General features: G+C 37.6%; 23 protein-coding genes. 5 read left to right on the top strand and 18 right to left on the bottom strand.

All coding sequences use genetic code 11. The features are described 5' to 3' along the window. Positions 1-30 precede the first annotated feature (30 nt). The 5 genes from gltX to DL897_RS12725 all read right to left on the bottom strand — a co-directional run bounded on the left by gltX (position 31) and on the right by DL897_RS12725 (position 4801). Positions 31-1509, bottom strand: a complete 1479-nt coding sequence (gene gltX / locus DL897_RS12745) for a glutamate--tRNA ligase (protein WP_113659532.1) — start codon at positions 1507-1509, stop codon at positions 31-33. 285 nt (positions 1510-1794) lie between these two features. Continuing rightward, positions 1795-2268 carry a 2-C-methyl-D-erythritol 2,4-cyclodiphosphate synthase gene (gene ispF / locus DL897_RS12740; RefSeq protein WP_113659531.1) on the bottom strand — a complete coding sequence of 158 codons (474 nt, stop codon included), beginning with the start codon at positions 2266-2268 and terminating at the stop codon, positions 1795-1797. After that, on the bottom strand, positions 2265-2909 hold the full coding sequence (gene ispD, locus DL897_RS12735) for a 2-C-methyl-D-erythritol 4-phosphate cytidylyltransferase (protein ID WP_113659612.1): 645 nt from the start codon (positions 2907-2909) through the stop codon (positions 2265-2267). Before ispD ends, ispF begins: the two co-directional genes overlap by 4 nt. Positions 2910-3029: 120 nt before the next feature. Next, positions 3030-4127, bottom strand: coding sequence for a PIN/TRAM domain-containing protein (locus DL897_RS12730; protein WP_113659530.1), 1098 nt, complete (start codon positions 4125-4127; stop codon positions 3030-3032). A gap of 185 nt (positions 4128-4312) precedes the next feature. Then, on the bottom strand, positions 4313-4801 hold the full coding sequence (locus tag DL897_RS12725; protein WP_113659529.1) for a CarD family transcriptional regulator: 489 nt from the start codon (positions 4799-4801) through the stop codon (positions 4313-4315). 243 nt (positions 4802-5044) lie between these two features. On the opposite strand from DL897_RS12725, the gene DL897_RS12720 reads away from it, so the two are divergent. Continuing rightward, complete coding sequence (locus DL897_RS12720) at positions 5045-5443, top strand: nucleoside triphosphate pyrophosphohydrolase family protein (protein WP_113659528.1); 399 nt, start codon at positions 5045-5047, stop codon at positions 5441-5443. 367 nt (positions 5444-5810) lie between these two features. Here DL897_RS12720 and pssA read toward each other — a convergent pair whose 3' ends face one another. From pssA to DL897_RS12675, 9 genes are all read right to left on the bottom strand, one after another. After that, a complete protein-coding gene (pssA, locus tag DL897_RS12715) occupies positions 5811-6494 on the bottom strand; it encodes a CDP-diacylglycerol--serine O-phosphatidyltransferase (protein ID WP_113659527.1) in 684 nt (227 codons plus the stop codon). 107 nt (positions 6495-6601) lie between these two features. Beyond that, complete coding sequence (gene disA / locus DL897_RS12710; protein WP_113659611.1) at positions 6602-7651, bottom strand: DNA integrity scanning diadenylate cyclase DisA; 1050 nt, start codon at positions 7649-7651, stop codon at positions 6602-6604. A 24-nt stretch (positions 7652-7675) separates the two neighbouring features. Further along, positions 7676-9049, bottom strand: coding sequence for a DNA repair protein RadA (gene radA / locus DL897_RS12705; RefSeq protein WP_113659526.1), 1374 nt, complete (start codon positions 9047-9049; stop codon positions 7676-7678). Between the two features lie 217 nt (positions 9050-9266). Further along, positions 9267-11708 (bottom strand): ATP-dependent Clp protease ATP-binding subunit, encoded by a 2442-nt coding sequence (locus tag DL897_RS12700; RefSeq protein ID WP_113659525.1) that lies wholly within the window; start codon positions 11706-11708, stop codon positions 9267-9269. A 7-nt stretch (positions 11709-11715) separates the two neighbouring features. Continuing rightward, positions 11716-12807, bottom strand: a complete 1092-nt coding sequence (locus DL897_RS12695) for a protein-arginine kinase McsB (RefSeq protein WP_113659524.1) — start codon at positions 12805-12807, stop codon at positions 11716-11718. A gap of 13 nt (positions 12808-12820) precedes the next feature. After that, complete coding sequence (locus DL897_RS12690; RefSeq protein ID WP_113659523.1) at positions 12821-13342, bottom strand: protein-arginine kinase activator protein McsA; 522 nt, start codon at positions 13340-13342, stop codon at positions 12821-12823. A gap of 6 nt (positions 13343-13348) precedes the next feature. After that, entirely contained in the window at positions 13349-13822 is a 474-nt protein-coding gene (locus DL897_RS12685) for a CtsR family transcriptional regulator (protein WP_113659522.1), read from the bottom strand. Positions 13823-13947: 125 nt separating this feature from the next. Beyond that, positions 13948-14640 carry an MgtC/SapB family protein gene (locus tag DL897_RS12680; protein ID WP_113659521.1) on the bottom strand — a complete coding sequence of 231 codons (693 nt, stop codon included), beginning with the start codon at positions 14638-14640 and terminating at the stop codon, positions 13948-13950. 53 nt (positions 14641-14693) lie between these two features. Further along, entirely contained in the window at positions 14694-15356 is a 663-nt protein-coding gene (locus DL897_RS12675) for an HAD family hydrolase (protein WP_113659520.1), read from the bottom strand. 248 nt (positions 15357-15604) lie between these two features. Between DL897_RS12675 and DL897_RS12670 the strand changes: the two genes are divergently transcribed. The 3 genes from DL897_RS12670 (at position 15605) to DL897_RS12660 (ending at position 17997) form a co-directional block, all read left to right on the top strand. Beyond that, complete coding sequence (locus DL897_RS12670; protein ID WP_113659519.1) at positions 15605-16447, top strand: sensor histidine kinase; 843 nt, start codon at positions 15605-15607, stop codon at positions 16445-16447. Further along, complete coding sequence (locus DL897_RS12665) at positions 16422-17057, top strand: response regulator (protein ID WP_113659518.1); 636 nt, start codon at positions 16422-16424, stop codon at positions 17055-17057. The genes DL897_RS12670 and DL897_RS12665 overlap by 26 nt, the downstream gene beginning before the upstream one ends. Before the next feature lie 154 nt (positions 17058-17211). Continuing rightward, a complete protein-coding gene (locus tag DL897_RS12660) occupies positions 17212-17997 on the top strand; it encodes a FixH family protein (protein WP_113659517.1) in 786 nt (261 codons plus the stop codon). Positions 17998-18080: 83 nt separating this feature from the next. On the opposite strand, the gene DL897_RS12655 is transcribed toward DL897_RS12660, so the two are convergent. The 4 genes from DL897_RS12655 to DL897_RS12645 all read right to left on the bottom strand — a co-directional run bounded on the left by DL897_RS12655 (position 18081) and on the right by DL897_RS12645 (position 22512). Further along, the gene (locus tag DL897_RS12655; RefSeq protein WP_240627429.1) at positions 18081-19190 is read right to left on the bottom strand and encodes a site-2 protease family protein; all 1110 of its coding nucleotides are present in this window, start codon (positions 19188-19190) and stop codon (positions 18081-18083) included. A 421-nt stretch (positions 19191-19611) separates the two neighbouring features. After that, positions 19612-19767, bottom strand: coding sequence for a hypothetical protein (locus DL897_RS18290; RefSeq protein ID WP_168188789.1), 156 nt, complete (start codon positions 19765-19767; stop codon positions 19612-19614). After that, entirely contained in the window at positions 19764-21746 is a 1983-nt protein-coding gene (locus tag DL897_RS12650) for a tetratricopeptide repeat protein (protein ID WP_113659516.1), read from the bottom strand. Before DL897_RS12650 ends, DL897_RS18290 begins: the two co-directional genes overlap by 4 nt. A gap of 25 nt (positions 21747-21771) precedes the next feature. Continuing rightward, a complete protein-coding gene (locus tag DL897_RS12645) occupies positions 21772-22512 on the bottom strand; it encodes a protein kinase family protein (RefSeq protein WP_113659515.1) in 741 nt (246 codons plus the stop codon). 252 nt (positions 22513-22764) lie between these two features. Between DL897_RS12645 and DL897_RS12640 the strand changes: the two genes are divergently transcribed. Further along, positions 22765-24048: an MFS transporter gene (locus tag DL897_RS12640; protein ID WP_113659514.1), complete on the top strand. Its 1284-nt coding sequence runs from the start codon at positions 22765-22767 to the stop codon at positions 24046-24048. Positions 24049-24149: the final 101 nt, after the last annotated feature.

Here is a 24149-nt window from a genome sequence, read left to right as displayed (position 1 = left end):
CTTACAAAAATACCAATCCTAAAGTACATTTCATTTTCTAACAAGCAAATCATGACTGTCAACTAATCTTTTTATACGCTGCTTCACTGTTTCCATACCAATTAAAGATAATGTTTCGTTTAAATCAGGGCCATGTACTTCTCCAGTTACTACAACACGAATAGGCATAAATAACTGCTTACCTTTATATCCTGTTTCTTTTTGTACCCGTTTAAACATGGCTTTAATCTGGTTCGGAGTAAATTCTTCTTCTGCCTCCAATTGTGTAAGAAATGCAGAAAGGACGATAGGAATATGTTCTCCTGTAAGTACTTGCTTTGCCTCTTCATTATACTCTATCTCGCTTCGGAAAAATATTTCCGTCAATGGCACTATACTGGAAACTTGATCCAGTTTCTCTTGATATAGTGCTACAAGACGTGTGAACCACTGCTTTTGAATTTCCGATAAAGGGAGAGTAATTCGATTTGCTTGTTCAAAATAAGGCAGTGCTAACTCAACAATCCGTTCTAATGAAGCTTTTTTGATATAATGGTTGTTCATCCACTTTAATTTTCCAGTGTCAAAAACAGCTGGTGCTTTAGATATACGCTCTAATGAGAAGTTTTGACATAGTTCTGCTAAAGAAAAAATTTCTTCCTCCACCTCAGGAGCCCAACCTAAAAGGGCCATAAAGTTTACCAATGCTTCAGGTAAAAACCCAAGCTCTTTATATTGGTTAATAAATTGAATAATCGATTCATCCCGTTTACTCATCTTTTTACCTTCTGGATTTAAAATCAGCGGGAGATGAGCAAATTGAGGTACTTCAAACCCAAATGCTTCATAAATAAGTAGTTGTCGAGGTGTATTGGATATATGTTCTTCTCCCCGAATCACATGGGAAATTTCCATGAGTGCATCATCAATGACACAAGCAAAATTATACGTGGGGCGACCATCTGGACGCATAATGACAAAGTCACCAATACCATCTGAGTCAAACTTTACTGTACCACGCACGGCATCTTCAAATATTATTGATTTCCCTTCTGGAACCCGAAAGCGAATACTGGGTATTCTTCCTTCAGCCTCTAGCTTAGCTTGCTGCTCAGGTGTTAAATCTCGATCCCATCCACTATATTTTGGCGTTTCTCCACGAGCTAATTGCTCTTCTCTTTCTTTTTCTATCTCTTCTGGCGTACTATAACTTTTATATGCTTTACCTTCAGCTAATAATTGATCTATATATTTTTTATAGATATCCATTCTCTCTAAACAACGATAAGGACCATAAGATCCTCCTTTATCAATGGACTCATCCCAATCGATCCCAAGCCAGTGTAGACCCTCCATTTGGCTATACTCTCCACCAGCGATATTACGCTCAGTATCTGTATCTTCAATACGAAGAATATAATCTCCACCATGTTTTTTCGCAAAAAGATAACTAAATAAAGCAGTACGTGCATTTCCGATATGTAAATGACCAGTGGGGCTTGGTGCATAACGTGTACGAACTCTTCTCATTTTCTGTAGCTCCTTTATTTTCCCATTCGATAAACCATCTCTATCGTTCTATTATAGACAGAGGTTCCTCTCTAAAATAGTCACTTAAATATCCTTTGAAACATACTCCTATAACTCATCAATTCGAGGTTACCCTCTTAATCGGTCGCTCATTGATTCCCCACTCACTCCCGTAGCCTTGATCCTTCAAAAGTCGATCCTACACAAAAACGATTTGCTCTAGCTCTAGGAATGATCTAGGTTTTGGCTCGAATTGAGCAACATACTGTAATTCATTCCATTTCATTATTTCATTAAACAAACAACTGCCATAGCAGTAATTCCTTCTTCTCTGCCCGTAAAGCCTAGTTTTTCTGTAGTTGTTGCCTTGATATTGATCTGAGTAGGCTCAGCTTCTAATAGCTTAGCGATCCGTTCTGTCATCTGTGGTATATATGGAGCCATTTTGGGCTTTTGTGCAATGATAGTCGCATCTACATTCCCTAATAAATAGCCCCGTTCTTGAACTAATTTCCAAGTCTCCTTTAGGAGCTGAGCACTATCAGCTCCTTTATACGTTGGGTCTGTATCCGGAAAATGCTTACCAATATCCCCTAAAGCCAGTGCACCTAAGATTGCATCAGTGATAGCATGTAATAATACGTCTGCATCGGAATGTCCCAATAAACCTTTTGGATAGGGAATCTCAATTCCACCTATAATTAATGGCCGTCCTTCAACCAACTGATGAACATCAAATCCTTGTCCAACACGTATCATTCTGACTGACTCCTCGCTTTATAAATGATTTCTGCTAGAAATAAATCTTCAGGTGTGGTTAACTTCAAATTAGTATATTCCCCCATAACAACACGAACATCAATCCCAAGTTCTTCAACAAGCATTGAATCGTCTGTAGCTAATATTTGCTGCTCCTTCGCTTGCTTATGTGCTTCCCATAATAATTGGTACCGAAAAGCTTGCGGTGTTTGGACTGCCCAAAGCCGGTTCCGATCAGGAGTCATCTCGACAATTCCAGCTTGATCCACTTGCTTAATAGTATCTTTTACAGGTACAGCTAAAATGGCTGCTCCATGCATTTTGACCGCTTCAAGTATTCGATCAATCGCATCATGGGATACAAAAGGGCGTACTGCATCGTGAACCAAGACTAAATCTGCTTTCATCATTTGAAGGCCTTCATAAACACTATCTTGTCGCTCTTTCCCTCCCTGTAAAACATAGGTTACTTTACTGAGCTGATACTGTCTAATCCACTTTTGTGTTTCTTCTAGTTCCTTTGCTTGAGTAACTACAACGATCTCATCTATATCAGGATGTGATTCAAACACCAATAAAGTATGTATAAGAATAGGCTTATTTTCAAGCATTAAAAACTGTTTACTTGTCTTAGTCCTCATTCGTTTTCCTTGACCTGCTGCTGGAATGACTACACCAACCTTCACTTACCCTAACTCCTTTCCATACACAAGAATGCCCGGCGGCTTAGGCCGACACGGGCGTAGAGTTTGCTTGTTATATTATAAAGCTCGTTCCAAAAGTTTAGGCTTAGCAAAAATCATTCTTCCAGCGGATGTTTGTAGAACACTTGTGACCAAGACATCGATTTGGTTACCAATATATTCACGACCGCCCTCAATTACAATCATTGTACCATCATCTAAATAAGCCACACCTTGATTATGTTCTTTACCATCCTTAATCACTTGGACATTGATTTCTTCTCCAGGAAGAACAATTGGTTTCACGGCATTTGCTAAGTCATTGATATTTAATACTTGAACTCCTTGCAACTCACATACTTTATTTAGGTTAAAGTCATTCGTTACTACTTTGCCTGATAATACTTTAGCTAACTTAACTAACTTGCTATCAACTTCAGATACATCTTCGAAATCGCCTTCATATATTAAAACCTTGACATCCAGTTCCTTTTGAATTTTATTTAAAATGTCAAGACCGCGCCGCCCGCGGTTTCTTTTTAATACATCTGACGAGTCGGCAATATGTTGAAGTTCTTCTAGGACAAAACTCGGAATGACTAATGTCCCTTCTAAAAATCCTGTACGACAAATATCTGCGATTCGACCATCGATAATTACACTTGTATCTAAAATTTTGTGTTCAAAGAGGTCCTTATTTTCTTTTTTGTTTTTATCCTTATCTTTTCCCTGACGACCTAATGTAAAAATGGAGATAAGTTCATCCCGTTTTTTATACCCTACACGAAATCCCAAGTAACCCATTACTCCAGAAACTACAAACGGTAAAACGCTTTTGAGTCCAGGAAGAGGTAGAAGTGACAATGGCTGTTGAACAAGAAAAGCAATAATAAGTCCGAAAATAAGTCCCACTGTCCCAAACAAACCATCTACCGCTGGAATTTTAATCAGCCGTTCTTCGATCCAACGAATCCATTTTACTACATAGTCAGTTAGCCAAAGGGTTGCGACAAAAGCAATGACAGCACCTAAACCTGCTCCAATTAAGTGAGAATATGGAATCTCACCAAGTCTTAGAGGAGATGTTCGAAGCACCTGGAATAATGGTGGACCAGCATAGTAGCCCGCAGATGCTCCAATTACAATGAAGGCGAGTTGCACAAATCGTTTTAGCATAGAGGGCTCCACCTCCTCCACTCATTCATATTCTATTCATTATTATAGACAATCTATCAAAATGGAAACCTAGATTCCCCGATTTTTTTCGTATTATACTTAAACGTTTCAAATGTAGTGATATACGATTATTCTTTTAGATGTTTCAAACGTGACTTTATTCAAATAACACAGTCTTTTTATTTCTATTCGTCGCTCACCGGAACACTTTCTTCCAGCAATTCAACTGCCTGATCCTCTCTTAAATCACTTGCTAAAGCCAGCTCACTTATTAATATCTGCTTGGCATTGTCTAACATTTTCCGTTCTCCAGTAGATAACCCTTTATCCCCTTCACGGAGCATCAGTGACTTTACTACATCTGCCACTTCATAAATATCTCCACTCTTCATTTTGTCCATATTGGTACGATAACGACGATTCCAATTTGCGGTGTCATCTACATCTTTACTACGTAGTCGTTCCAAGACCATTTGGACAGTGTTTGAATCAACCACTTCTCTTAGCCCAATGCTTTCCACATTTTTTACCGGAACCATTACTTTCATATCTCCGATGGGCATATGCATAATGTAATATTTTTGTCTTTCCCCTAAAATCTCTTTCTCTTCAATCGATTCGATGACGCCAGCTCCATACATTGGGTAAACGACCTTATCACCAACATTGAACAAAATGGCCCACCTCCAGGGGAAATATCTATTTTCCAAGATATCACAAGCAAAAAATAATGTCAATAAATAAAAATAAATATTAGCACATTACTACAAAATACGTCAATACTTTTTCTTTCTGTCATACTCTTTCCTAATTTGACAAAAAATTGACACTTAGGAATAAAAGCCGATATAATAGGGATATAACCAAATGATACCCAACCATTTTGTTATATCTCTTTAGAAAAAGAGGTGCCATCCATGAGTGAGGATTACTCTGTCCACTCTTTTCAACATCAAGTCTCTGAATTATTATTGCGCCACCGTAGTTTTTTAGATGTTATATCAAAATTTCAAGAGTCGAATGCCCGTGTCAATCGTGCTTTAATGAAATCCATTACAGAGTGTGGATGTATTAAAGTACAGGGCGAGAGGCAGCCATTCCCACAGGATGCAGCTATTTCACTCTTAAAAAAAAGACTAAAGACACATCTCGATGGCAAGCTTTGTGACAATTGCTTAGATATCGTTAAAGCTGAAATGGGCAAAAACTTGTTTTATCTGGCTGCTTTGTGTAATCTCCTCGAAATGAATCTGTCTGATGTGATTGATCAAGAATCAAGTAAGTTAAATACCCTAGGTGTTTTTAACTTACGTTAAAGAGAAAAATACAACTAATCTAATATATGGGGGTTCGTCCTACGTTATTCCTAACCATGTCATTATACTTGAAAATCCAAATCTATAGAAAAGTAGTTTTGAAAAAATAAGCAATGTTTCTAGTCAATAAAAAGTCAGATTGACTCAACCTGTTTCTCCTCATATTGGTTATTTTTGTATTTTAGATAGGATATGGATCAATCACTTTCTATTATTTTTATAAAATATGAAAAATTCGGTATTTTATCTGGACTTACATATCATCTACATAATAAAAAACAATCGGGTATGAGTGTACTATTTGCTATATTTTTACACTCACATTCCAGATTGTTTTTTATTTGTCTTTATATCTAATATAAAAGTATCATGATCTACGCCGTTTTAATTCCCAAGTTTTTTTAAATCCATATAAAGCATACAAAATAAGCGGTATACAAATGATCTTTGGTAAGTCCTCAGGATAACGAATAGCCGAAACAATTAACACAATGAAAAAGACTGGAACCAATACATATAAAATCCGTGGAACCTCCTGCTTTTTAAAAGCAGGGTACTTGATCCGACTAACCATTAGGTAAGAAAGGAACAACGTAGCCGCCATGGCTATATAGACATTCTTTAGATGGGGGGTATATAAAGAAAATGTAGCTAGAATACCACCAGCTGCTGTAATCGGCAAACCAATAAAATACCCTGGCTCGCCTGGATTAACATTAAATCGAGCTAACCGAAGCGCTCCACAGATTGGAAAGATAGCGGTTATGATCCAGCCTTCAATTCCTGTACTTTGAAAAGCTGATACATACATGATAAAGGCGGGAGCTACTCCAAATGAAATCACATCCGAAAGTGAGTCCAGTTCCTTACCAAAATCGCTCTGTGTATTGAGCATACGGGCTACTCGCCCATCTAATCCATCTAATAACATACCAATAATGACCATAATTGCTGCATATTTCCAATGCCCTTGGAAAGCAAATAAAATCGCTATAATACCGAGAAATAAGTTCCCAACGGTAAAAAAATTCGGTAATGCTCTCGCAAACATAAAAGGGAACCTCCTAAGTTAATCAAATACCGCTTTAAGGCGGCTAATGCCCCCTCCTTCGCTCATCACCCATTTTTATATGTTTAGTTTCATTCATTCTAGGTTATTTAGATATGTCTGTCAATAAAGACCTGCTCTTGAATGCGCTTAAGACCTTCCTTAATCGCGCGAGCACGAACATCCCCAATTCCCTCTACTTCATCCAATTCTTCAATCGTTGCTGTCATAATACGCGGAAGGGTTTCAAAACGTAAAATTAATTTATGAATAATATTTGAAGGTAAACGTGGAATTTTACTTAAAATACGATAACCTCTAGGAGCCACAGCTTCTTCATTAATATTTATATTACCCATATACCCTAAAATCCGTATGAGATGAATATGCTCAAGTAACTCATCAGCAGATAGCTTTTTTAAATCTGAAAGCACCTCATCAGATGTAGGTATGCCTAAGTCAATGACATAGTCTTTAATTAATAAAGAGGCTTCTTCTGCTACATCATTAACCAGCTCCTCAAGTTGCATTTGAATCAATCGACCTTCTATACCCAACTCATTAATATAACTTTGAATCTCACGTTTAATTCGTAAAACCATTTCAATTCTTTGTAATACCATAGCGACTTCATTTAATGTAACAATCTCCTCAAATTCAAGTGCACTTAAATTTGTCGTTGCTTGATCCAAAACTGATTTATACTTTTCTAAGGTTTGGATTGCCTGGTTGGCTTTTGTTAAAATTACACCGATATCCTTTAAAGCATAACGAGTACTACCTTTATATAGTGTTATTGTATTTCTACGCTGTGATATAGATACTACAAGTTTCCCCGTTTGTCTGGCAGTTCGTTGAGCAGTCCGATGTCGAATTCCTGTTTCTGTAGAAGGGATAGAAGAATTAGGAACAAGCTGGGCATTAGCATATAGTATTCTTTTCCCGTCATTACTTAAAATAATCGCCCCATCCATTTTTGCTAATTCATACAGACTGGCTGCCGAAAATGGACTATCAATACAAAAACCTCCATCTACAATCTCATGAACACTATCATCATAACCAATCACAATCAGTGCGCCTGTTTTCGCTCCTAGTACATTATCCAAACCTTCTCGAAGCGGGGTTCCAGGAGCAGTGAGGCGCAAGATTTCACTCATTTGACTTTCGTCTCTCACAACTTCTTACCCTCCTAACGCCGCTTCCAATGCTTCCCCTAAAGTCCTCACACCCATTAGCTTAATCCCAGTAGGCGGTGTCCATCCATGTAAGTTTTTAGCTGGTAGGATTACACGTTTAAATCCCATATTATAAGCTTCAGAAACTCGTGATTCAACCCGAGATACCGAACGTACTTCACCGGTTAACCCTACTTCCCCAATAAATAAATCATATGCTTCAGTAGGTTGATCCCGAAAGCTGGAGACCAAACTCACTGCCATCGCTAAATCGACAGCTGGTTCATCCAATCGAACTCCTCCTACAACATTCAGATATGCATCTTGATTTTGTAGGAATAGACCCAGTCTTTTTTCAAGCACTGCCATAATCATAGTAACTCGTTGATGATCTACTCCTGTAGCCATACGTTTGGGGGTTACAAAGGTAGTCGGAGCTACTAATGCCTGTAATTCCACAAGAACAGGACGAGTTCCTTCAATACTTGCCGCTACAGCTGTCCCTGGGGCACCAATGGGCCTTCCCGATAAAAACATTTCTGATGGATTTTCTACCTCGGCTAGTCCAACTTCTTTCATTTCAAAAACGCCAATCTCATTAGTTGAACCAAAGCGATTTTTTACTGCTCGTAAGACTCGATATGTATGATGACGTTCGCCCTCAAAATAGAGAACGGAATCCACCATATGCTCTAACATTCTTGGCCCAGCAATCGCACCCGCTTTGGTAACATGTCCTACAATAATAATAGCAACCCCTAAGTCTTTCGCAAAACGCATTAGCTGCCCTGTACATTCTCTGACTTGGGATACTGATCCTGGAGCTGAAGTCACTTCGGGATGAAACATCGTTTGGATCGAATCAATAATCACGAGCTTGGGTTTTGTCTCATCGATTAGTGATTCGATTGTAGTTAAATCTGTTTCCGATGCTACCATAACTTGTTCATGTAAAGCTTCGAGGCGCTCTGCCCGAAGACGAATCTGTTCCATCGATTCTTCTCCAGTAACATATAAAATAGGCATACCTCGTTTAGCCAATTGATATGTAGCTTGTAACAGTAGTGTTGATTTCCCAATTCCTGGGTCACCACCTACCAAAATCAGAGATCCCGGAACTAATCCTCCACCTAGTACTCGATTTAATTCGTTAATTCCTGTATCAAAACGTGGTTCCTCTAATTTTTCTACAGCAGTAATCGGCGTAGCTCTTTCTATTCTTCTTCTCCCTTTATTTGTTGCCCCGAGGTTTCTATTTTTAGTCGAATCTCTTTCTTCCATTAGAGTATTCCATTCTTGACACCCTGGACAACGCCCCATCCATTTTGGAGTTTCATATCCACATTCTTGGCATACAAACTTGCTTTTGGATTTTACCACGGCTCATCCTCTATTCTAAAAAAACTTCCAGCCAAATTATATCAAACAAATAACAAAACGACTAAAATAGAAAGTTTCAGGTTATTGACAAGCATATCCATAGCCTTCCATCTATTCCATTACAATATCAGATTTTTCAATCCATTAATACAATATACTTGATTAGAAAACGCCTAGCATTTTAAAAATAAATGCTAGGCGTTTTTTCATTTCTCTTTTACTTAGAATGGGTTGGATTCACTTTTTCAACACTTAATTGATTATCTTGGACATCGATCTTGACAGAATCTCCCCGGTTGATGGTACCACGTAAAAGCTCCTCAGAAAGCCGATCCTCGATATGCTTTTGAATCGCTCTACGAAGTGGTCTAGCTCCATAGGTGGGATCATACCCTTCTTTAGCTAAATGTTTTTTGGCTTCCTCTGTCAAAGTAAAATCAATTTCTTGTTCATGGAGTCGCTTACGAAGTTGTTCAGCCATCAGAGACACAATTTCTTGCAAATGTTCTTCTTTTAGTGCATGGAAGACAATCACATCATCAATCCTATTTAAAAACTCTGGCCGGAAGCTCTTCTTTAGCTCATCCATGACACTTCGTTTCATGTTTTCATAATCATCTTCACTATTATTGGACTGAGTAAACCCTAAACGAGTGTTTTTACGAATCGCATGGGCACCGATATTCGACGTCATAATAATAATCGTATTTCTAAAGTCAACCGTTCTTCCTTTTCCATCGGTCAGTCGGCCATCCTCTAATACTTGTAAAAGGATATTAAAGACTTCAGGATGAGCTTTTTCGATCTCATCAAATAAAACGACTGAGTAAGGTTTACGACGTACTTTTTCTGTCAACTGCCCACCTTCGTCATATCCAACATATCCAGGCGGTGATCCAATCAACCTACTTGTTGCATGCTTTTCCATATACTCCGACATATCAATTCGAATCATAGCATCTTCATCGCCAAACATCGATTCGGCAAGTGCACGAGCTAATTCTGTTTTACCTACCCCTGTAGGACCTAAAAAGATAAATGATCCAATAGGGCGCTTTGGATCTTTTAATCCCGCCCGTGCTCGACGTATTGCCCGTGAGACGGATTTAACAGCTTCTTCTTGCCCGATTACACGGCTATGCAAAATACTTTCTAGTTTAAGAAGTCGTTCTGATTCTGCTTGTGCTAGTTTTTTCACTGGAATTCCTGTCCAGTTAGCCACTACTTCAGCAATGTCATCAGCAGTAACTTCAGAGTCTGTCTTTCCTTGTGCCTGCTTCCAATTATTTCGTGTCAGATCGAGTTTTTCACGTAACTTTTGTTCACGATCTCGCAAGGCGGCTGCCTTCTCAAACTCTTGGCTTTGTACTGCAGCATCTTTTTCTTTCTTTACTTCTTCCATTTCTTGTTCTAACTTCTTAAGCTCAGGTGGAACTGTATAAGAAGACAATCGTACTTTCGAAGCTGCTTCATCGATTAAGTCAATCGCTTTATCTGGAAGATAACGATCAGTAATATAACGATCAGATAGTTTCACAGCTTGCTCAATCGCTTCATCCGTGATTTTAACACGATGATGGGCTTCATAACGATCTCGTAGTCCTTCTAGAATTAGAATCGCTTCTTCTGTTGTTGGTTCATCTACAGTGATCGGCTGAAAGCGTCGTTCAAGTGCAGCATCCTTTTCAATATATTTCCGATATTCATCGAGTGTGGTTGCACCTATACATTGAAGCTCACCACGAGCTAAAGCTGGTTTTAAAATATTTGAAGCGTCAATTGCTCCTTCTGCTCCACCTGCTCCGATTAAGGTGTGTAATTCATCAATAAACAAAATGATATTTCCAGCTTGACGAATTTCATCCATAATCTTTTTCAAACGATCTTCAAACTCACCGCGATATTTTGTACCAGCAACCACTGTCCCCATATCTAAAGTCATTACACGCTTACCACGGAGCGTCTCTGGAATTTCACCATCCACAATACGTTGAGCTAAACCTTCTGCTACAGCCGTTTTCCCTACACCAGGTTCTCCAATTAGAACCGGATTGTTCTTGGTTCGACGAGACAATACTTGGATGACTCGTTCTATTTCTTTACTTCTTCCAATAACCGGATCTAAATTATGATCTCTTGCAGCTTGTGTTAAGTCCCTAGCAAGGCTATCGAGTGTAGGTGTATTTGCATGAGAGCTGTTACCTTGGTGGGCACCACCAAGCTCACTACTACCAAGCAGCTGTAAAACTTGTTGACGTGCTTTATTTAAGCTAATTCCCAAATTATTTAAAACTCGTGCAGCTACCCCTTCTCCTTCACGAATGAGTCCTAATAAAATATGCTCCGTTCCTACATACGTATGACCTAACTTCCGAGCTTCATCCATCGAAAGCTCAATCACCTTTTTCGCACGAGGAGTATAGCCAATATTATGGGTTTGAGCAGTTCCACGACCAATTAATGTTTCTACTTCTTTTTGTATTTTCTCGAGTCCTAAGCCCAGAGCAATCAGAGCTTTTGCTGCAATACCCTCACCTTCACGCACCAATCCTAGTAAGATATGCTCTGTTCCAATACTACTATGCCCGAGACGAACTGCTTCTTCTTGAGCTAATGCAAGTACCTTTTGTGCACGTTCTGTAAATCGACCAAATAACATAGATCATTCACACCTCACTTGAGGGATTTTCTTGACTTTCAAGTAAAAGTCTTTCTCTGATCAATTTAGCACGCCTGATATCCCGTTCTTCGGGATCTAAACGTTGTCCCGCATATTGCTGCAGAAAACCTGGCTGAATTAATACCATTAATTCATTCATCACACTAGCGGATACATCTTTCATTAAATTTAAGTCTACCCCTAAGCGAACATCGGATAAACGTTGCATCGCTTCTTTTGAATCGATAATTCGAGAGTGTGATAATGTTCCATACGAGCGATAAACCCGATCTTCTAACTCGATCCCAGATTGGGCAAGAATCCGTCTACGCGCGTTTATTTCATGCTCAATAATTTGCTTTACCACACTTTGTAATTTATCAATAATTTCCTCTTCAGATTGCCCTAAGGTGACTTGGTTAGATATTTGATAAAGCTGTCCCAATGCTTCACTACCTTCACCATAAATCCCTCGAACAGCTAAGCCTACTTGTGTAATCACTGGTAGTAGCCGTGGTAATTGTTGCGTCATTGCTAGTGCTGGTAAATGAACCATTACGGAGGCACGTATCCCCGTTCCTAAATTAGTTGGACAGCTTGTTAAATATCCACACTGATCATCAAAAGCAAAGACAAAGTGTTTCTCTAACCAATCATCAATCTGACTTGCCATTTCCCAAGCTTTTTCCAACTGCAATCCCGGAAATAAGCACTGAATCCTAATGTGATCTTCTTCATTGATCATAATGCTAATCGATTCATCTTGACTTAATAAAACAGCACCATTAGGAGATTCCTCAGCTAGTTGTGGACTAATCAAATGTTTTTCAACGAGAACCCTCTTCTCAAGAGGAGTAAGTTCACTCATACGAATAAAGGCTGCCTTTTTCAAAGAAGATACACTTGGATCTTTTTTCCAAGCCTCATATACCATGCGAATAACCTCTTCCGCTTGGGAGGCTGTGCTTAAAGTTGGAAATGGAAGTCCAGCTAAGTTTCGAGCAATCCGAATTCGACTAGAAAACACGATATCAGATTGTGGACCTTTGACTCGCATCCATTCACTAATCGCATTTTTCATAAAATGTTGGAGTGACATGAAACTTCCTCCCTCACTTTTCGAGCTGCTCTTGTAATGCACGAATTTGATCACGAATTTTTGCTGCCTCTTCAAACTCTTCCGCTTGTACTTTGTGTGCAAGCTTTTCTTTTAATTGTTCAAGTCGTCTACGTAGCTTTAACTCACCCTTTGTACGCTCAGGAATTTTTCCGCAATGTGTTGTATGCCCATGAATTCTACGTAACATTGGTTCTAGATGTGTACGAAAGGTAACATAGCAATCACTGCAACCAAATCGGCCAAATTTACCAAATTGGTTATAGGTCATGCCGCACGTAGGACAACGTAGGGTTTGCCCCTTCATTGCCGGTCGGCTATCATGTTCTGAAAAAGAAGGATCAAAATTTAAAAAGCTTGATAATAATTTTTGAAAAGAAAAGCCACTTTCTAAGTTAGGCATTTCCCCTTTTTCATGTGCACAAACTTCACATAGATATTGCTCTGTCTTATTTCCATTCACAATTTTGGTGTAATGAATCGTCGCCGGACGTTTTCCGCATTCTGGGCAAAGCATCCGTCGTCACTCTCCTTTACTAGCAAATAGAATCGTGACCATCATCCGCATCATTCGCGCCCTCAGTTCATCACGAAATCGGATCGGCAATTGTAAAGTCTCTCTCGAAATAAGATGACGCATTAATAACGCTTCACGTTCTGTCATCAATCCATTTTCAATGAGACGACTAATGATATGTTCTGCGGTCACTTGTGAAATCGAGTGACCAATTTGTTCTAATAAGACTTCAAAAAGATTGGCCTGTTTAGGATGAAGCGGAACTCTTTTAATACGAATAAAACCGCCACCACCTCTTTTACTTTCGACAATATATCCCTTTTCGATCGTAAAACGAGTACTAATCACATAATTGATTTGAGAAGGAACACACTGAAAAATATCGGCCAACTCACTTCTTTTAATCTCGACTACACCTGAATCACTTTCACTTAAAATCTGTTTTAGATAAAGCTCAATGATGTCCGAAATGCTACTCATCGGACATTCCCCCTGCTGACTTTGACTATCTTTGACCTTTTGACTTTATTATAAACAAGTTAAATCTTTTTGCCAAGTCATTTCTTATTATTTTCCCATCATAAAACTGCTTTTATACACATAAACTATTCAGTGCGAACCTGCTTTACCCCATAAATCGAACGAATATGGTCTAGCATCTCTGCCATAGGTACAGCTTCTGGAACACGAATGGTAAAAGTAATATCTAACTCAGCTGCTGTATTTTCATCTCTTTCTTCGATCTTGACCTTTCTAACATTTCCACCTTGTCCAGCAATACAAGAAGCTAATTCTCCTAATTTCCCCGGCTCATCAATGACTGTGACATGAATGATACGCAAGGATCGCTTTTTATGCATTAATGTTTCAATCCGATTTAGTAGTTCTAAACTAACAAGGGCAATAACCGTCGTCACTACTGCAGCAAACATAAACCCGGTTCCTACAGCTAATCCGATCCCTGCAACAACCCACAATGAAGCAGCTGTCGTTAAACCGCTCACTGTAACACCTTGTCTAAGAATTGTACCAGCTCCTAAAAATCCGATACCACTTACTACTTGAGCACTAATTCGTCTAGGATCAAATGTAACGCGAGGTTCACTCATAAAATCAGAAAAGCCATAAATAGATATCAGCATAATCAGCGTCGAGCCAACACTTACCAAAATATGTGTCCGAAAACCAGCAGGTGAGTTATTTAATTCTCTCTCCCATCCTACAAGTCCCCCTAAAACTGCCGCTATAACCAATCGCGAAGCTAGTTCACCATAGGAAATGACCCAGACATCACTCATGTTCGACACCTGCCTATGCAAAAATAATGCCGGGATCTATCCGACATCCAATCTTATGGAGTAATAACTTTCAATAACTCGTTAATGGATTTAATTTTAATATCTGCATCTTTTAGTTCATCTACTTCACCAAACTGTGGAAAATTTGCATACTGACATCCAATGACACAAAGCTGATTCTTTTTACCCGCTTCTACATCTGAGCTACGATCTCCTACCATATACCCCTTTGTAATTTGATGTGCTTCGATGCATTTGTACACCAGATCCACTTTACTTTTCGTTCCAGCCTCTCCAGCAGCATATATTTCGGTAAATAGTGAATCAATCCCTTTGGCATGTAACACTCCTTTTACATATGGTCCAAGTCCATTGCTAGCAATAAATAAGTTCCATCCCTCTTTAAGCAATTGATTTAATGTATCGATTACCCCTGGATATAGTTCCCCTTTTCCTTTATTTAATAGCTCAAGCTCTATCTCTAATGCTTTCTTATTCATTGTCTCTTTTACCTGAATATCAGCATTAGGTAAAAGACGATCCCATAAATGATCGATCGTATCCCCTGTTACAGCTAATATCTCCTCTTCTGTTGGGATTTTACCATGATACTTTCCTTGTTCTTTTAGCCATATAAAAGCTTTTTGGAAAGCAGGGATCACAATTTTCTCAGTTTGGAATAATGTTCCATCTAAATCAAAAATAATTGCTCGCACTTTTTACACCTTCTTTTACGATATACTTTATTTGGATACCCTCTAAATCAGCTACTTTAGGAACGACTTGAGCTTTCAAACCAATAATACAACTTGTTCTAGTAAGTATACTGAACTTAAAATAACTTAAAATAACTAATTTAAATCATATCCTATTCGTAACATAAATTTTTCCCTTTAATGATGCATTAAAAACAGCCATCTTCATAATACAAGTTTTATAGCCCAAATAAAGAGGAGTGGATTGGGTGAGTTATAAACAAATTAAAGCATTGATTTTGATTCTCCCTACTTTAATTATAGGTCTTTGGGAATATACACGGCATGCATTTCTACTCCCCTATATCTCTATGGATTTAGGTAATTGGTTATCTCCGCTAATTGTTTTTTTAGTAACAATTACCATTTTAAGGAAATTATTCTTAATCTACGAAAAGATGCAGGTTCAACTTGAACAAGAAAGAGCTGAAAAGGTGATCTTGCAAGAACGTGAACGAATTGCTCGTGAATTACACGACGGAATCGCTCAGTCCTTATTTCTATATTCAGTCCAAATTAATCAACTCAAAAAACAAAATCCTTCTTTCGATTGGGCTGATCTTGAAAAAAGCCTGCGACAAATGCATGATTATGTTCGACATGCTATTAGTAACTTAAAAACTCCTCCAACATCTGATAATCATCAATGGCAAATACAAGTAAAAGATTGGATCAACCAATATCAGCTAGATACCGGATTATCTGTTGAGGTAACGATCGAGTATCCCACTGATTCACTTTGTCCTAAAGAAAAAGTGGAATTATTCGCTTGTATTCAAGAAGCATTAACCAATATCCGTAAACATGCTCAAGCCAAAGCAGTTTCACTTTGTTTGATCCCATATGAAAAGGGATGGAAATTGGAAATTGTCGATGATGGAGTGGGCTTTCAGAATGATCCTTTTCAAACAATGGATCACTTTGGTCTGAAAATCATGAAAGATAGGGCAGCTGAAATCAGTGCTTCCCTTACCTTGCAACGTGAAAATCAACAAACAAAACTAGCTATTATAAGGGAGGGAGAGTATGTATCGAATTCTTATCGGAGATGATCATGAGCATGCTAGACAAGCCATGCGCTTAATCATCGAAAACGATCCCCAATTTGAAATCATTGGAGAAGCAACCAATGGAAATGAAGTAATTGAACTGACAGAAAAGTTTATGCCTGATATGATTTTAATGGATATCAACATGCCGATTTTAAACGGTTTAGAAGCTACTCGGATTATTAAAGAACGTTTTCCTTATGTCAAAATTGTAATGGTGACTGTTTCAGATGATGTATCTGATCTATTTGAAGCCTTAAAAAAAGGGGCTCAAGGGTATTTACTTAAAAACCTCAATCCTTCCATTTGGTTAGAATATCTTCATTCATTGGCCCGTGACCATGCTCCGATGCCAAAAGAAGTAGCTCGTCGAATTTTACATGAGTTTACTCACCCATCTAAACCTACAGAGGAAACCGTTCTTACTGCTAGAGAACAAGAAATTCTAACGCGAGTTGCACAAGGTTTAAGTAACAAAGAAATTGCATCTGACCTGTTTATCTCGGAATATACAGTAAAAAACCATCTTAAAAATATTATGCAGAAACTACATTTAAATAATCGTGTACAGCTTACAAGATACGCTTATGAGAATGGTTGGGTTAGACGATAGAATGATTTAAAAAAAACACTATGAATAGGAGTGGTAAAATCGAACAATCGATTATGAAGGGAAATAGTCCGTTTGAGGGATAGAAGTTTTCTTTTATCGGTTATAACATAAGATAGGACTTACATCCGAATAAAATCCAAAGGGGAATACCCAAATGTACCAGCTAACACGTAAATTCCTTCTTATAACTTTAATACTTATCATACTTGCCATAACTGCTTGTCAACAGCAAGCAAATCTAACATCTGATCATCAAAAGCACAACCAAACTAGTCATACCTCAAAACAAGGGGCACAACAGTTAGCCATTCAATTTAAAGCGAATCCATCCAAAGTTGATGTAGGAAAGTCCATTCAACTTAGCTCCACTGTAAAAAGGGGAGATAAACCGGCTACGGATGCAACCGTTAAATTTGAAGTTTGGGAAAAAAATAGTAAGGAAAAACATCAGATGCTCGATGCAAAACATGATGGAAAAGGTACTTATCATGTGAACCAAACTTACTCAAAAGCAGGGGAATATTTAGTAGTAGTACATGTAACCGCCCCTCAGGTTCATCAAATGATTAGCGGACAGTTTCAAGTCGGGAATTTAAAACACTCCCACCATCATGGTCATGGTCAAGCTGTTCAACTTCATATGATGCTTCCCGACTCTATTCAAAAAGGGAAAGAAGTCACCTTAGTTGGACATGTACAACAAGTAACCTCCATCAAAAATGAACAACAGAACTATAAGCCACTTGAAAAAGCTAATGTTCGCTTTGAAATTTGGCAAGAAGGTAAGGACCAACATCAATTTGTTGATACAAAAGAAAGCAGCCCTGGACAATATACAGCCACGTATACTTTCCTAGAAGCAAGTAAATACCATATTAAATTACATGTTGAGAAAGATAAGATTCATGAACATAAAGAAGAAACAAAAACCGTACAGTAGAATAAAAAAAGCTCAATTAAAAAAACACATCTTTAAAAACATCCCAAACCACTGTGGAGAGGGATGTTTATTTTTTATCTTACTTATTTTATGCCTGGCAACTGATCAATATATGGGAAAGTCACAATCATCATATAAACCAAAAGTGCAATTAGTCCAACGTAAGCAATGCTAAATTGTATCCTTGATTTGAGTGGAATCTGATAATAACGTTTCTCCTTTTGTCTGACTGCTTCACTGGATACAAAATAAGTCATTTCCACAATCATTTTCACAAATGAAGGATCTTGTTCTAACCGACTTGTATGAATAAGCTCTACTCTCTCTATTTGCCCCTCAAAGTTTTCCAATCTCCCAATTAGCCCAACACCGGGAAATTCAATGTCGACATATAGATTTTTACTTTCTAAGTCACAATATTGTCTAAAAAAAAGAGCCCGTCGATGACTTTCTCCAGGAATCCATACTCCATTTTCATGAAATATTTCCGCAGGTACTGCAAGTCCCTGTGCTATCGTTCTTGGTTTAATCCCTTGTTTTCTCTTTCGAAATGTAGCCCAAATCTCCCATACAAAGAGTGCATAAATCACAAGTAAGAGTAAACTTTGTAAATAAATAATTAGGGCAAGTCCCACCACTAAGCCAACTATCCATAACCATCGAGTAATAGCAACGACGATTCTTCCTCCATCCAATGGATGGACAGGAATTAAATTAAAAAGATTAAGGAAAAATCCAATCATCGCAATTACAAAAAATACTTCATTTCCTGTCGCAAATCCCAATCCATAACTGATTAGAGCACCAACGGTTCCTAATAGTGGACCCCCATAGGCAATATAAGCCTCAGTAACTGCATCTTGTGGTTGGCGTTTCAGTAGAATTAAAGCTCCCATAAAAGGTATAAAAGCTGGTGCAGTTACGGGGAGTCCTTTTTGTTTAGCTGCCCATACATGTCCCATTTCATGAATTAAGATCATAACAACCAATCCTATCGCAACTTCAAATGGATAAAAAACTGCATAGGCCCAAACAGAAATCGCAAGCGATATGATTGTTCCACCAAATTTTCCAAACTTAAGCAATGGGAGTAAAGATTTTAGTTTTCCGCCTACACTTAGTAAAAAAACTCCGATTCCGATTAACCATGAAACAAACTTACTACGTGATTTTTTAGATTTATCTTCAGCCAAAAGCCAGCTCTCCTTTCTAACACTTGTTAAAAAACCTGTTTACATAGAACGATAGCTTCTGTCTTTCATTCATTTGAGTCCATAATATGATTCGATTCAAAATCTCTGTTCACGCCTATTCTTTCCAATAGACAAGGTTCATCTACAGTTTATCATGATAAAAAATAATTTTAGAATAAAATTCATTTATAAAGAACATAATTTATAAGAGCATGTTACATAATTTGATTCAAAACCTAGATCATTCCTAGACGAAGCCGCAAATCTCTTTTGTGTAAGATCGATTTTTTCTCAATAGTTTCTTAGAGCTTAGCTCTTGAGACAACTCTATGAACCGATTAAGGCTACGGGAGTGAGTAGGGAAGCGATGTCGGCTTTTTTAATATAAAACAAAAGATCTGGATCATATACCTACCAGATCTTATTCAAACGGAATAGGCGAAACTTGAACCTTTTCTGGCTCCATCTGCGGCGGAGAGCTCTTTACAAAAATAATTGCATATCCTTTTAAAGAAAATGCCAAAATACCTAAAAAAATAATAAGTCCATATAAAAATAGCTTTATTTTTGTTCTCATCTGCCTCCTTTTTTCTTAACCTCCATTTCTTGTGCTTTTTTTAATCCCGTCTGAAATCGCTTGTTTTTCGGTTCAAGCAAGGTTGCTTTACGAAATGCAGCAATTGCATCTGCCTTATTTTTTAGTGCTAGATACGTTACTCCCAGTTGGTCAAAATAAGATGCATTTTCATTATCGATTTGAATCGCTTCGAGTACGGCTTTGTTCGCTTCTTTGATCTCTCCCAAGTAATAAAGAGACATAGAATAGTAAAACCAACCTTCTGCAGAGTTTTTATCTTGTTTAATCACTTCATGAAACGTCTCATTTGCTTTTTTAGTCCAATGGAACATTAATTCCTTTTTCGGTTGATCTTTTAAGTTTTTATCCTTTTCAATCTGCTCTCTTTTCTTCAAAAAAAGTGCTCCTAATGTTAATGAATACGAAGGTTTGCTTGGATCATATCTAATAGCTAACTCTGCATAATCAATCGCATCATCAATCCGATTCAAATGAACCAAAAAAGCAGCAAGATCATTATAATAAAGTGCATGATCTCGATGCATGTAAATAGCATATGAAAGAATATTAACTGCTTTGGTATACTTTTTTAAACCAGCATAAACTTTAGCCTGATGATACAAATAACGCGGATCTCTATTATCCAGCTCCACTGCTTTATCACTTGCTTGCTTTGCTATATGTAAATCTTTAGCCAGATATGCTTGAACAGCTAGTGCATCATATAAACTAGCGTCATTTGGGAACTTCTTAGTCGCCGCTGTCAATGTTTGTATTCCTTTTTGGTAATCTTGTGTTATACCAAATAAGTTTGCTAAATGTATGTAGTATTCAACTTGGTCTAAGTTAGCACTTAGTGCCTTACGAGCTAATTGAATAGCAGATTTTTTATCTTTTTTCTCCAGTGCTTTCACTGATGCTTGGTACCACTGTTCAGCTTGCTTGTCATCTTTTGTAATATCTGGATCAATTACCTGCGATAAGGTATCATCTGCAACGGAAGTTGAATGAATTTTAATAATAGAAAAAATGAAGGCCACCATACATAAACAACAAATCGTAATAAAGAAAACCGATTTAGGCAGATAAATTTTCTTCCTTTTTTGATTTTTATTTCCATTTACTGATAATTTCTTATCTGTCCAAGTCTTTTCATTTTGGACAATAATCAATGGCTGAATAAGTTCTGGCAAAATAAATGAATCTGTGTGCTTCTCAGTTAAAGAAAGTGGCTTTTCATCTGCAAATTCATAAGCAGACTTCCACAGCTCATGCATCCGCGGTCGCTTAAAACGGTTGGGCGAAAGAGCTCTCCATAAAACATTTTGCATCTCGGGTGGAACTTCTTGATTGATCGATTGTAATTTTTCGGGCGGAATTAAGTGGTACGATTGATATTCCCTTGCTAGCAACATATAAAACAGCCTTGCAACTTGCTTGACATCTTCCCTCTCGTCATGCCCTGTTTTTGCTTCATCTGTACAATAATAAGGAAGTATACCATTTGGACCACCGTATAAAAAGCGAAGCTCTCCTTTAGGAGTAATCACAATGTTATTAAGGTCAACTAACGCAAACTGTCCTTGATCATAACACTTCATTAAGTGACTCGTTACCATTTTAATGATATTAGCAGCTTCTCCTAAAGGGAGAGGGGCAGACTGGAGTAAGTAAATTCCTAACAAATGACCTTCCATCTTTTCATAAACTTGATAAACAACACCATCTTCAATGAGGACTTCCTGGATCGGATAAAATATATCTTCATTTCTGGCCATTAAGCTCTCTTTCGTTTGTTCATTTGGATGATTGATTAGCTCGACCGCATGAATTAAACGTCTGGAAGGCAGCATCGAAGAGGAGTAATTTTTTTTATCTGAAAGTACTTCTACCAGATAAAAAACCCCGTATATAAAGGGAAAAACATTAAGCACCTGATATCTCCCATAAATGATGTCACCATTCCTTTTGATCTCCACCTTCTACCCCCCTCTATGACTACAATTATCTACTTGTCATCTGCCCCAAAACCATGTTCATCTCTTCAATACTTGGTCTCTTATTGGTGTCAAAGGATATGGCTTTTGTAATGATTTCAGCTAATTCTACTGGACAATCAGGTACATAGTCAGTAACCTTTGGAGTTTGGAGTCCACTCATCATTGGATTAGTACCTGTAATCATCCAATACATCATTACGCCAATGGTGTATGCATCTGAAGAATTAATCATTTTCAATATCGAGTCTTCATCCCGTTTTCCAATACTATATCCTCTTGGAAAAGCATGAATAGACCCACCGTATAAGAAATAAATTTGTCTACTGGAAGTAACAAAAATATTTTGCGGGTGAACCAGAGCAAATTGCTTCCCATTATAAAGTTGTAATAGGTTACTCGTAATCCCATGTGCTACCCAAACCATATCTGAAATACGAAGAGGTAAAGACTTCATAAGCTGATATGCCAGTAAGCTACCTTCAATCTTCTCAAATACTTGATACAAAATCCCATCTTCAATGAAAACTTCATATAAAGGACAAAAAATGGTAGCATCGCGCTCATATAGCTGCTCTTCTTTCACTTGATTGCGAAAAGCACGAATATCCATAGCATGCATATATCGAGTAATTTTGAAGCCTTCTTCTTCTATTTCTGTATAATAGAGCGTTCCATTAACAAATGGAAACGAATGTAGCACTCGATACCTATTCCCGATCATTTCGTTTTTTCCTTTTAATTCCATACTTAATATTTCCCCTTTAAGCTGTTGTTTCCTATCGCCTTGGTAATTTATTAGAAAAAAACTACTGCCTTTTTATTCTATCATGAACTTGAAACACATGAAATGGATCATTTTCATTTCAACAACTCATAAAACAATGTTAATATTTCTGTGTTAAACTAATGATAATAATAGTTTTTATAAATAATCTATTCATTATTTTCAATGCTTTCCTGTTTGCTTTAAAAAACTAAAAGAAGTTGGAGGCCTTTTATGGATAAAAAAGCAGTTCGGGCTTGGTATATGTATGACTGGGCCAACTCCGCTTTTGCCACAACAATTATGGCAGCCGTCATGCCGATCTACTTTTCAAAAGTGGCTAGCCATGGTCTTAGCGACACAACAGCTACAGCCTATTGGGGCTATACTCAGTCCATCGCACTTATATTTATTGTTATCCTTTCCCCTATTTTAGGAGCGATTGCGGATTCGACTAGCTCAAAAAAGTCATTCTTGCGTTTTTTTACTTATTTAGGTGTAGCTGCATCCATTTTGATGTTTACAATTGATCAAGGAGAATGGTTTTGGGCCTGTATACTCATCACCATTGGAACCCTTGGCTTTTCAGGCGGCAACGTATTTTATGATGCCTTTCTTACAGATCTTGCTCCTGAAAAGGATCGAGATATGATTTCTTCACGTGGTTATGCTTATGGTTATATTGGTGGCGGGATCTTACTTGCATTCAATTTAATCATGATTTTAAAGCCTGATTTATTCCATCTAACTAATACACAAGCTTCACAATTCTCATTTTTATCTGTTGGATTTTGGTGGTTTTTTTTCTCAATTCCTCTATTTCGACATGTTCACGAAACAAAAAAGACTAAACAAACATCTACTCCACTTAAAACCATACCTTTAACCATACAAGCATTTAAAAAAGTAGGGCATACCATACGAAAAATCGGTGAATTTCCTGAGCTCGTCAAATTTTTGATTGCATTTTGGTTCTTTAATGATGGAATCAATACCATAATCAAAATGGCAACAATCTATGGCAGTGAGATCCATATTGGTGAAACTCATCTTATTACTGCTCTTTTGATTACACAATTTGTTGGCTTTCCTTGTACATTACTCTTTGGACGTATTGCAGAAAAGATTGGTTCAAAAAGCACTTTAATTATTACTTTGATTATTTATTTAGTCATTGTAACCTTAGGGTATTTCATGAAAAATGAATTTCATTTTTATGCTTTGGCGGTTTTAGTTGCACTTGTACAAGGCGGAAGCCAAGCTTTAAGTCGATCTATCTTTAGTCAGATGGTTCCTAAGAGTTATAATGCTGAATTCTTCGGGTTTTTCGGTCTATCCGGGAAATTCTCCTCTATCTTCGGGCCTGCTGTATTTGGTTTAGTAGCTCAATCTTTTGGTAGTAGTCGGATGGGAATCATATCTTTGGCTGCATTCTTTATTATGGGTATCATCATTTTATTATTTGTTAATATCGAAAAAGGAAAAAATGAAGCGATTCAACATGAACATTCACTTTAACAAAAACAGGGTTCCTCTTTTTCCAGAGAAGCCCTGTTTTTATTTGGATAAGTGATATTTCGATAGCCAAAAAGGCCTATTTTCATACTTATCATTTGAAT

Source organism: Thermoflavimicrobium daqui (assembly GCF_003313465.1).
GTDB lineage: Bacteria > Bacillota > Bacilli > Thermoactinomycetales > Thermoactinomycetaceae > Thermoflavimicrobium > Thermoflavimicrobium daqui.
The sequence above is the reverse complement of the archived record's forward strand: the minus strand, read 5'-3'. Positions and strand labels throughout refer to the sequence as shown.